Source organism: bacterium, from assembly GCA_036524115.1.
In the GTDB taxonomy this organism is placed as follows: Bacteria; JAUVQV01; JAUVQV01; order JAUVQV01; family DATDCY01; genus DATDCY01.
This window is the reverse complement of sequence record DATDCY010000018.1, coordinates 17,280-27,596: the sequence shown is the minus strand read 5'-3', so window position 1 is coordinate 27,596 and position 10,317 is coordinate 17,280. Positions and strand designations below refer to the sequence as shown.

The 10,317-nt window shown below is 72.9% G+C and carries 11 protein-coding genes; 1 reads left to right on the top strand and 10 read right to left on the bottom strand.

Annotated elements, in window-relative coordinates; translation table 11 throughout:
- Both VI078_01185 and VI078_01180 read right to left on the bottom strand, forming a co-directional pair.
- Positions 1–289, bottom strand: a 289-nt coding sequence (locus tag VI078_01185) for a hypothetical protein (GenBank protein HEY5997904.1), incomplete at its 3' end; no start/stop codon positions are given.
- Positions 290–390: 101 nt separating this feature from the next.
- A complete protein-coding gene (locus VI078_01180) occupies positions 391–1,194 on the bottom strand; it encodes a sulfite exporter TauE/SafE family protein (protein HEY5997903.1) in 804 nt (267 codons plus the stop codon).
- Between the two features lie 147 nt (positions 1,195–1,341).
- Between VI078_01180 and VI078_01175 the strand changes: the two genes are divergently transcribed.
- The gene (locus tag VI078_01175) at positions 1,342–2,070 is read left to right on the top strand and encodes an FKBP-type peptidyl-prolyl cis-trans isomerase (protein HEY5997902.1); all 729 of its coding nucleotides are present in this window, start codon (positions 1,342–1,344) and stop codon (positions 2,068–2,070) included.
- A 1-nt stretch (position 2,071) separates the two neighbouring features.
- On the opposite strand, the gene VI078_01170 is transcribed toward VI078_01175, so the two are convergent.
- The 8 genes from VI078_01170 to VI078_01135 all read right to left on the bottom strand — a co-directional run bounded on the left by VI078_01170 (position 2,072) and on the right by VI078_01135 (position 10,230).
- Complete coding sequence (locus VI078_01170) at positions 2,072–2,638, bottom strand: peptidylprolyl isomerase (protein ID HEY5997901.1); 567 nt, start codon at positions 2,636–2,638, stop codon at positions 2,072–2,074.
- A gap of 188 nt (positions 2,639–2,826) precedes the next feature.
- Positions 2,827–3,597, bottom strand: a complete 771-nt coding sequence (locus VI078_01165; GenBank protein ID HEY5997900.1) for a crotonase/enoyl-CoA hydratase family protein — start codon at positions 3,595–3,597, stop codon at positions 2,827–2,829.
- Positions 3,598–3,706: 109 nt separating this feature from the next.
- On the bottom strand, positions 3,707–4,486 hold the full coding sequence (gene ygiD, locus VI078_01160) for a 4,5-DOPA dioxygenase extradiol (GenBank protein HEY5997899.1): 780 nt from the start codon (positions 4,484–4,486) through the stop codon (positions 3,707–3,709).
- Positions 4,487–4,528: 42 nt separating this feature from the next.
- Positions 4,529–4,774 (bottom strand): hypothetical protein, encoded by a 246-nt coding sequence (locus tag VI078_01155; protein ID HEY5997898.1) that lies wholly within the window; start codon positions 4,772–4,774, stop codon positions 4,529–4,531.
- Between the two features lie 110 nt (positions 4,775–4,884).
- On the bottom strand, positions 4,885–5,625 hold the full coding sequence (locus tag VI078_01150; protein ID HEY5997897.1) for a class I SAM-dependent methyltransferase: 741 nt from the start codon (positions 5,623–5,625) through the stop codon (positions 4,885–4,887).
- A gap of 5 nt (positions 5,626–5,630) precedes the next feature.
- A complete protein-coding gene (locus VI078_01145) occupies positions 5,631–7,679 on the bottom strand; it encodes a response regulator (GenBank protein ID HEY5997896.1) in 2,049 nt (682 codons plus the stop codon).
- Positions 7,676–8,071 (bottom strand): response regulator, encoded by a 396-nt coding sequence (locus VI078_01140; GenBank protein ID HEY5997895.1) that lies wholly within the window; start codon positions 8,069–8,071, stop codon positions 7,676–7,678. Before VI078_01140 ends, VI078_01145 begins: the two co-directional genes overlap by 4 nt.
- On the bottom strand, positions 8,068–10,230 hold the full coding sequence (locus VI078_01135) for an ATP-binding protein (GenBank protein ID HEY5997894.1): 2,163 nt from the start codon (positions 10,228–10,230) through the stop codon (positions 8,068–8,070). Before VI078_01135 ends, VI078_01140 begins: the two co-directional genes overlap by 4 nt.
- Positions 10,231–10,317: the final 87 nt, after the last annotated feature.

Here is a 10,317-nt window from a genome sequence, read left to right as displayed (position 1 = left end):
GCGCGACCTCCTCGCGGCCGGCGTAGCGCTCGGCGAGGCGCGCGAGCAGCGTCGGCGCCGCCCCCGGCGCGGAGGCCACCGCGCGCACGACGGCCGCGGGAAGCTGCCCGAGCGAAGCGACGGCCTGCGCCTGGATCTCCGGCTCCGGGTCGTCGGCGAGGATGTCCAGCGACTCGAGCAGCGGCGCGGGCGGCAGGGGCAGCGTCCCGCGGGCGATCGCCGCGCGCGCCTTTCGGGGTGCCGTCCCCTCGCGCAGGAGGGCGACCAGCTGGGACGGGGTCACTTCCATAACTCTTCGAATACTATCACACTTTGAGCGGTCATGAGGTCTTCCGCCGTCCTCGGGACCCGCTGTGGCGGGCAGCGCCCCCCCGCTCCCGGCGGACGCCGTCAGCGGCCGAGCAGCCCGACGAGCATCTTGACGCCCATCACCAGCAGCAGCGCCGCGAAGGCCCGCTTGAGGCGCGGCACGGGCAGGCTGTGGGCGAGCCGTGCGCCCAGCGGCGCCGTGGCCACGCTCGCGGCGACGACGCCCGCCAGGGCGGGCAGGTGCACGAAGCCGAGGGTGTGGGGCGGCAGCCCCTGGGCGCGAAGGCCGTTGAGGACGTAGCCGGCCGCGCCGGCCACGGCGATCGGGAAGCCGATGGCCGCCGACGTGCCGATCGCGCGGTGCACCGGGACGTTGCACCAGGCCATGAACGGCACCGAGAGCGAGCCGCCGCCGATGCCGACGAGGCTCGAGATCACGCCGATGAGCGCGCCGACGGCGCTGGTGCCCGCCGCGCAGGGAATCTCGCGCGTCGGGCGCGGCTTGCGGTCGAGGAACATCTGGATGGAGACCGAGAAGAGGAAGACCGTGAACACCCAGGTCAGCGGCCGCGTCGAGAGCCGCGCGGCGACCCACGAGCCGCCGAATGTCCCCGCGAGGATGCCCGGCGTGATGCGCCGCACGATGCCCCAGTCGACCGCGCCGCGCCGGTGGTGCGCGCGGAAGCTCGAGATCGAGGTGAAGACGATGCTCGCGAGCGAAGTGCCCAGCGCCAGGTGCATCAGGCTGTCCGCCGGCAGCCCCTGCCGCGCGAACGAGGCGGCCAGCAGCGGCACGATGATCAGCCCGCCCCCCACGCCGAGCAGCCCCGCGAGGACGCCGGCCGCGGCGCCGATGGCGAGGTACCCGAGCGCGACGGCGATCATCCGCGGCATTCTCCCGACGCGCCGCGCGCCCGTCAAGCGACCGGTCCCGCGCCGGTGCCGGCGCCCGGCCGGCCGTCTTTACGCGGGCGGCCGGCGGTTGTATATTGTCGCAGCCAACCACGAAACCCATCACCCAGGAGGTACACGATGCGAAGAAGTGCTTTGGTGGCGTTGGCGCTCTCGCTGGCGCTCGCGGCGCCGTCGCGGGCGGCGACCCCGGCGCTGGAGACCGACGACCAGAAGACGGCCTACGCGCTCGGCATGGCCGTCGCGCAGAACCTCGAGCAGTTCACGCTCTCGGCCGCGGAGCTGGACCTGGTCGTCGCCGGCATCAGGGACGGGCTGGCCGGCAAGGGGCAGTTCGACCCGATGACCTACCGCCAGAAGATCCAGCAGCTCGCGCAGGCGCGGGCACAGGCCGTCGCGGAGGGCGAGAAGAAGGAGGCCGAGAAGTTCGTCGAGAAGATGGGCAAGGAGAAGGGCGCCGAGAAGCTCGCCTCCGGCCTGGTCTACATCCCGGTCCAGGAGGGGACGGGCGAGTCCCCGAAGGCGACCGACTCCGTCAAGGTGCACTACGTCGGCACGCTGCGCGACGGCTCGACCTTCGACAGCTCCGTGGAGCGCGGCCAGCCGGCGACCTTCCCGCTCAACCGCGTCATCCCCTGCTGGACCGAGGGCGTGCAGAAGATGAAGGTCGGCGGGAAGGCCAAGCTGGTCTGCCCCTCGGCCATCGCCTACGGCGACCGGGGGTCACCCCCGAAGATCAAGGGCGGCGCCGCGCTCCTCTTCGAGGTCGAGCTGCTCGGCATCGAGCCGCCCGCCCCCGCCGGGACGCCCGCCATGCCCCCGGGCCACGGCGCCGGCGGCAAGCCGTAGCCTAGCCGCAGCCGCAACCGCCGCCGGAGGAGGAGGACCCGCAGCCTCCTCCGGCGCCATCGGGCCCGCAGCCGCAGGCGCTCTGCTCGGCCGGGCCGCACGCGCAGCCTCCGCCCGTGAACTGCGGCAGCTCCTCCTCGCGCGGCTCGCGCACCTCCGCGACCGTCACGTCGAAGATCAGCCGCTTGCCGGCCAGCGGGTGGTTCAGGTCGACCGTGATGGCGTCGGCGGCGACCGAGGTGACCTTCAGCGCGATCGGGCCGCGCGGTCCCCGCGCCTGGAACTCCATCCCCGGGGCGATCTCCACCCCTGCCGGGAACCGCTCACGCGGGATGATCTGCAAGAGCTCCTGCTGCACCGGCCCGTACGCCTGCTCGGGCTCGACGGTCACCCGGAAGGCCTCGCCGGCCTCCCGGCCCATGAGGGCGTCCTCGAGGCCGGGAATGATGCTGCCCGTGCCCGTGACGAACCCCAGGGGGCACCCCTCCGGGGAGCGATCGACCTCCTCCCCCGACTCCAGGGTCAGGCGGTAGTCGATCGAGACGAACTGGTTGTCCGCAATCTTCACGCTGTGCTCCGCTCTGCTCCGGGGCAAACGAAACCCGGCGGGGCCCCCGGAACGCCGGCCCCGCGGGGCGTGCAAGCCGGGTAAAGATACGTCGCGCCGCGGGAAAGTCAAATGCGCCGCCAGCAAACGACCCGCGCGGGCGTGCGGATGCACCACGTCTGCTTTGCTGGTCCGCGCGTCCGCGCGGACTAACGCCCCTGCCAGCGCGGCGGGCGCTTCTCCGCGAACGCCGCCGGTCCCTCGCGGGCGTCCTCGCTGTTCACGATGCCGTACCATTCCGAGTTGGTGACGCTCCAGTGCGCCTCGGTCGGCCCGCAGGCCGCGCGAGCCACCGCGAGCGTCGCGCGCACCGAGAGCGGCGCGTTCGCGCTGATGCGCCGCCCGAGCGCCCTGGCCTCCTCCAGCACGCGCGCCGCCGGCACGACGCGGTTGACCAGCCCGAGCGACAGCGCCGCGGCGGCGTCGATCGCGTCCCCGGTGAGCAGCAGCTCCAGCGCGCGGACCCGCGGGATCATCAGGGGCAGGCGCAGCGCGCCGCCCGAGGAGGCGAAGAGGCCGCGCTTGACCTCGGGGAGGCCGAGGACCGCCGTCTCCGCGGCCACGACGAGGTCGCAGGCGAGGACGATCTCGCAGCCGCCGCCGAGCGCGGCGCCGTTGACCGCGGCGATGACCGGCTTCGTCCGCTGGTAGGCCGTGAAGCCGGCGAAGCCGCCGCGGCCCTCCACGATCGCCGGCCCCTCCCCCGCGGCGAAGGCCTTGAGGTCCATCCCGGCGCAGAAGGCGCGGTCGCCGGCGCCGGTGAGGATGCCCACCCGGGCGCGCTCGTCGCCCTCGAGGCGGTCCAGCGCGTCCCGCAGCTGCGCGGTCGCGGCGGCGTCGATCGCGTTGCGGCGCTCCGGCCGGTTCAGGGTGATGACGACGAGGTCGCCGTCGGCTTCGTACTGGACTCGCGACTCCATGGCGGCGCTCCCTCCCGTTGGGTCCGGCCGCCATCATAGCCGCCCCGCGGCCGGCGCCGCCACCCCCCGCGGACAGCTGCCGCGCGCCGGGCTCGCGGAGCCTTCGCCGTCAGCCGAGCCGCACCGCCAGCATCGACACCGAGCCGCCGTCGATCCCCTCGACCGGGAAGCTCACCGCATCGCCGCGCCGGCGCAGACCGAGCACGTAGAGCAGCGGCAGGTAGTGATCGGGGGTCGGCACGCTCAGCAACGCGTCCTCGCCCAGCTCCTCGTAGGCGACGAGCGGCTCGTCGTGGCCCGCGACCAGCAGCTCCCGGGCGGTCTGCTCGAACCGCAGCGCCCAGTCGTACGGGCGCGCCGCGCGCTGGCCCCAGGCGTAGGCGTGCAGGTTGTGCACGAGGTTGCCGCTCGCGAGCACGAGGACCCCCTCGTCGCGCAGCGACGCCAGCCGCCACCCGAGCGCGCGGTGGAACTCGGGCGGCTTCGTCGCGTCGATGGCGAGCTGCACGACCGGGACGTCGGCGCGCGGAAAGATGTGGACGAGCACCGCCCAGGTCCCGTGGTCGAGCCCCCACGCGCGGTCGCGGCGCACGGGCGTGGGCGCGAGCAGGCCCGCCACGCGCTCCGCGAGGTCGGGGTCCCCGGGCGCCGCGTAGCGCACGGCCGACAGCTCCGGCGGGAAGCCCGCGAAGTCGTGGATCGTCCGCGGCGCCGGCATCGCCGTCACGGCGGTCTCGTCCAGGTACCAGTGCGCCGACACGGCGAGGACGGCTCGCGGCCGCGGCAGCGAGGCGCCGATGGCCGCCCACCCACGCGTCCACTCGTTGCTCCCGATCGCGTTCATCGGGTTGCCGTGGCCGACGAACAGCGCCGGCATCGGTGCGCTCATCACCGCCTCCTCTCCGGGGCCTCAACCGCCCCCGCGGCGCCGCTAGCCGGCGTAGTCGCCCTCGCCGTACGCCGGGACGGTGAAGTTCTCGACCATGCGCTTGCCGAACTCCACGGCGGCCTCCTCGGCCTCCGCCTGCGTCGCGTACGACTGCGTGTGGTCGCGGTAGTAGATGCGCTCGGTCTGCCCCTTCGCGTGCACCTCCACGATCACCCGCGCCACCCAGCGGTCCTTGTCCGCCTCGGGGATCAGGTGGATGTAGTGCCCGTGGTACGCCAGTCCGCTCATCGCCGCCCTCCTCGCCGGGGGCGCCCCGGCCGATCGCCACGCACCCCAATGTAGGTCCGCGCGGCGCCGAACGCCCGCGCCGGGCGCCGCGCCGCCGCGGACAGGCCCGGCTATGCCCTCCGTCCGACGAGGATCAGCGCCGGCGAGTCGGCGCCGAAGGGGACGCGGGTGTAGTCGCCGAACAGCTCGATGCGCCCGAGCCCGGCCTCCCCGGCGAAGCCGACGAGCTCCTCGCGCCGCAGCGGCACCAGCGGCCAGGCCGCCTCGTGCTCCCCCGCCGGGGTCACGAGACGCGTCTCGAACAGCACGCGCTCCGGCAGCCCGCCGAGATCGTACCGGCGGTGCAGCGAGACGCGCCCGCCGTCCGGCAGCGCGCGCTCGATGACCGGGAACGACGACGCGCCCGCCGCCAGCACCTTGTCGAAGTTCACCGTCTGGACGACGAGGCGGCCGCCGGGGGCGAGCGCCCCGGCCATGCGGCGCAGAGCCTCCCGGATCGCCTCGCCGCCCCGCAGGTGCGGCAGCGTGTTCCCGAGGCACAGCACGAGGTCCACCGGCTCCCCGATCGCGTCCGGCAGCGCCTCGGCGCCCGCCTGCACGAGCGTCGGGACCGTCCCCCGCCATGCGCGGCGGCGCAGCTCGCGGACCATGGCCCCGTCGGGCTCGAGCCCCCAGCCGCGCACCCCGCGCTCCGAGAACCAGGCGAGGTGCTCGCCGGTGCCGCAGCCCACGTCGAGCACCGACGCGACCGGCTCCGCCTCGAGCAGGCATGCGAAGAACTCCCGCTGCCGCTCGTTCAGCGGAAACAGGAGCGCGTAGTGCGCCGCCAGGCCGCCGTAGGCCGTCTCCATCGCGGCTACGGCGCGTCCAGGACGTCCCGGATTTTCCGGATGAGGTCGATCATGCTCACCGGCTTGGAGAGGAAGGGGCTCCCCTCCGCCAGCAGCCCCTTCTGGGCGATGACGTCGGGCGTGTAGCCGCTCGTGAAGATCGCCCTGAGGCCCGGCCGGATCCGGCGCAGCTCCTCGACGGTCTCCCGGCCGTTGCGACGGGGCATGATCAGGTCGCAGAGCACCAGCGCGATGCGGTCCTCGTTCCCGCGGAAGACGCGCAGCGCGTCCTCGCCGTCAACGGCCTCCAGGACGGCGTACCCGAACTCCCTGAGCATGGTCCGCGTCGCCTGCCGCACGCCCTCGTTGTCCTCCACGAGCAGGATCGTCTCGTGCCCGGTCGGCAGCACGATGGGCGCGGGCGTGGCGGCCTCGGGGACCGCGGCCGCCACGACCGGCAGGTAGATCCTGAACGTCGTCCCCTCGCCCGGCTCGCTGTAGAGGCGGATCGCCCCGCGGTGCCTCTTGACGATGGCGTAGGCCATGGCCAGGCCGAGACCGGTGCCCTTGCCGACCTCCTTCGTCGTGAAGAAGGGCTCGAAGATGTGCTGCTGGATCTCGCGGGGGATGCCGCACCCGGTGTCCGAGACGGTGATCAGCGCGTACGTCCCCGCCTTGAGGCCGTCCTGGTCCGCCGCGAGCACGAACGGCGCGGTGCCGATGGTCAGGCGCCCGCCGTGGCGCATCGCGTCGCGGGCGTTGGTGATCAGGTTGATCAGCACGTGCTCGAGCTGCCCGACATCGGACTGCACGATCAGCGTCTCCGGCGAGCCGGTGACGGTGAACTCGATGTCCTCGCCGATGAGCCGCTCCAGCAGCTTCTGGATCGCGCGGATCATCTCGTTGACGTCGACCGGGCGCAGGTCCATCGGCTGCTTGCGGCTGAAGGCGAGCATGCTGCGCGTCAGCCCCGCCGCCTTCTCCGACGCCGCGAGGATCTCGTCGACCATCTGCAGCCGCTCGTCGCCGGGCTCGAGCTTCATCTGCAGGAGGCTGCTGTAGCCGCTGATCGCCGAGAGGATGTTGTTGAAGTCGTGGGCGATGCCGCCCGCGAGCGCGCCGACCGCCTCCATCTTCTGGGCCTGGCGCAGCTGCTCCTCCAGCTTGCGCTGCTCGGTCACGTCCCGGAAGTACCAGACCCGCCCGCGACCGGCGCCCTTAGCGTCGAGGATCGGCGCCGAGTAGCGGTCGAACAGGCGGTTGCCCTTGACCTCGATCAGCTCGCGGCTGCGCAGCTCCGGATGCTGGTACAGGTGCCGGATCCGCGTCATGAAGCCGCCGGGGTCCACGACCTTGTCGAGGGCGCAGGCCAGCGCCCGCTCCTCCGACCGCAGCGCGACGACCTCGGGCGGGATCCCCCACATCTCGAGGAAGCGGCTGTTCCAGGAGACGAGCCGGCCCGCCTCGTCGACCACCAGGATCCCGTCGAGCGACGCCTCCTGCTGGGTCGTGAGGACGGTGTTGCGGTACGTCAGCTCGGCCTCGACGCGCTTGCGCTCGACGATCTCCCGCTCCAGCGCGGCGTTGGCCTCCTGGAGCTGGGCCATCTTCTTCTCGAGCTTGCGGATCAGCGCGGCGTTGTGGTCCTCGAGGAACTCGGGGCCGGGCGGCGGCGCCTTGCCGCTGAGCGCCAGCCGGCCCGCGGCGGCGGCGTCGAGCACCTCCTGGAGCAGCCGCAGCAGCTCGTCCGGGCGCTGCGGCTTGACGAAGAAGCGCTCCGCGCCCAGGCTCAGCGCGAACTGCTCGTCCTTGGGCTCGGTGTAGGTCGCCGTGTAGAACACGAAGGGGATCCCCTTGAGCCGCTCGTCGGTCTTCCACTCGCGGCAGAGCGCGAAGCCGTCCATGACCGGCATCAGGATGTCGGTCACGACGAGGTCCGGCGGGTCCCGCCGGGCGATCTCCAGCGCCTCGGCGCCGTTGGCGGCGGCCGTGACCTCGTACCCGCTCCCGCGCAGCAGCGTCTCGAGCAGATAGCGGTTCTCGGCGACGTCGTCGACGACCAGGACGCGGGTCACGGCGCCGCCCCCGCCGCCGCGCCCGCCTGCCCGAGGTGCCGCTCGATCTGCGCGAGGAAGGTCTCGGGGTTGATCGGCTTCTCGATGTACCCCGTGCACCCTGCCGCGAGGGCCCGCTCCCGGTCCCCGGCCATCGCGTACGAGGTCAGCGCGACGATCGGCACGGCCGCGAGCTCCGGGCACTCGCGCAGCTTGCGCGCGACGGCGTACCCGTCCATCACCGGGAGCTGGATGTCGAGCAGCACGAGCGCCGGCCGCTCGCTGCGCGCGGCCGCAATCCCCTCGCGGCCATCGCGCGCGCCGACCACCCGGTAGCCGCTGTGCTCGAGGATGTACGTCACGAGGTACAGATTCTGCTCGTTGTCTTCGATGTACACAACCGTCCTGTTCACGATCTCCTTCCCCCGAGCGGCAGGGTGAACGTGAACGCGCTCCCCGCGCCTGGCTCGCTGGTCGCCGCGATGCGCCCGCCCAGCAGCTCGACCAGCCGCTTGCAGATCGACAGGCCCAGCCCCGTCCCCTCGTAGCGCCGCGTCAGCCCGGTCTCCAGCTGCTGGAACGGCTGGAAGAGCTTGGCCATGTCGGCGGCGGCGATCCCGATTCCGGTGTCGGTGACCGTGGTGCGCACGACGCCGTCGGCCACCGAGCAGTCCACCGCCACCCGGCCGGTCTCCGTGTACTTGACGGCGTTGCTCAGCAGGTTGAGCAGCACCTGCTCCACGCGCCGCTGGTCCCCGACCATGCCGTCGACGCCCTCGCCGATCGTGACGCGCAGCTCCAGGCCCTTGCGATCCGCGAGCGGCCGGACGGTGTTCACCACCCGCAGCACCGACGCCTGCAGGTCGAAGGGCGCGGCCGTCACGTGGAGCTGGCCGGCCTCGATCTTCGAGAGGTCGAGCACGTCGTTGATCAGCGCCAGGAGATGGTCTGCGCTGGCCTGGACCATCCCGAGCTGCTTGCGCTGCTCGTCGCTCAGCGGCCCGGCCAGCCCCTGCCGCAGGATGCCCGTGAAGCCGATGATCGAGTTCAGCGGCGTGCGCAGCTCGTGGGACATCGTGGCCAGGAAGGCGGACTTGAGGCGGTCCGCCGCCTCCGCCTGCTCCTTGGCCACCTCCAGGTCGTCGAGCGCCCCGCGCAGCTCGCGCTCCACGGCGGCGCGCTTGCCGACCTCGTCCTGCAGCTTCGCGTTGCTCTCCTGGAGGCTCGCGGTGCGCGTGGCCACCAGTTCCTCGAGGTGCTCCTTGTACCGCACCAGCTCCTGCTCGGCCTGCTTGCGCGAGGTGATGTCGATCGCGCTGCCGACGACCAGCGGGCCGTCCGCGCCGTCGATCCGCCGGCCCGTGAAGAGGAACGCGCGCTCCCCGTCCCGCGTGGTGAGCCAGGCCTCCGACATCGCCTCGCCGGCCTCGAGGGCGTCCTTGATCGAATGCTGGATGATCGCGCGGTCCTCGGCGCGGATGTGGCGCAGCCCGTCCATCCCCTGCAACTGGCCGGCCGACAGGTCGTTGAACCTCGCCAGGTGCCGGTTCCAGCGGACGAGCCTCCCGGCGCCGTCGACCACGTAGAACGCCCCCGGCACGCTGTCGATGATCGTGTCCGCGAACGCCTTCTCCTTGCGCAGCGCCGTCTGGGCGGCGCGCTGGCTGCGGATCACGAGCGCGAGCACGAACGCGACGCCGAAGCCCGCCGCGAGACCGAGGGTGCGCAGCCAGGCCGGCACCTTGAACTGCACCTCCTCCGACGTCCAGCGCCTGAGCGACGCGTAGTAGGCCGAGCCCTGGTCCGCCTTCATGGTCGCGAGGCGGCGGTCGATCGCATCCAGCAGGTCCTGGGAGGCGCCCCGCGGCGCCGCGAAGAAGAACGGCGCCGGGTCGAACATGATCGGGGTGTCCTCGAGGCCGAACCGCCGCGCGTTCATCAGCCCGTAGAAGCGGTTGGTCAGGCCCGCGTCGACCGTGCCCGAGGCGATCATCCCGAACTCCGTCTCGTAGTCCGGGACGGGCACCAGCGTCAGCTTCAGCTCGAAGCCGTTGGCCAGCCGCCGGAAGGTCTCGAGCTGGATCGTCTGCTCCAGCGCGGCGACGCGCTTGCCGTTGAGGTCGAGCACCGACTGGATGCCGCTGCCCCGGCGGGCGTACACCTGCGACCAGGCGGTGAGGACGGGGGTCCGGTGGAAGGCGTAGGTCTGCTCGCGCTCGGCCGTGTAGGCCACGTCCGGCATGAGGTCGATCTGTCCGTGTGCAAGGCGCTGCAGTCCCTCCGCCCAGGTGCCGGAGACGTAGCGCAGCTCCCAGCCCTCGGTGCGGGCGATCTGCTCGAGGACGTCGGCGAAGATCCCGGCGGGCCTTCCGTCCTTGTCCGTGAAGATCTTCGGCGCGTTCTCGTAGACGCCGACCCGGACCTCACGCGCGGCGGCGGCGGGCCGGGCCGCCAGGAGGAGCAGCACCGCCGGGAGGACGAGCACGAGGGCGGGCAGCGCGACGGCCCCGAAGGCGACGCGCGCGCGTCGCAGCGCACCGTGCGGACAGAAACGGCCGTGGCGTGCGGTCAAGAGCGCTCCCCTCCGGGCTCGCGTGGACAAGCCGCTGGAATTCTCGGCGCATCGGCGCCGGCCTGTCAAGGACGCCGGGCACGGCAA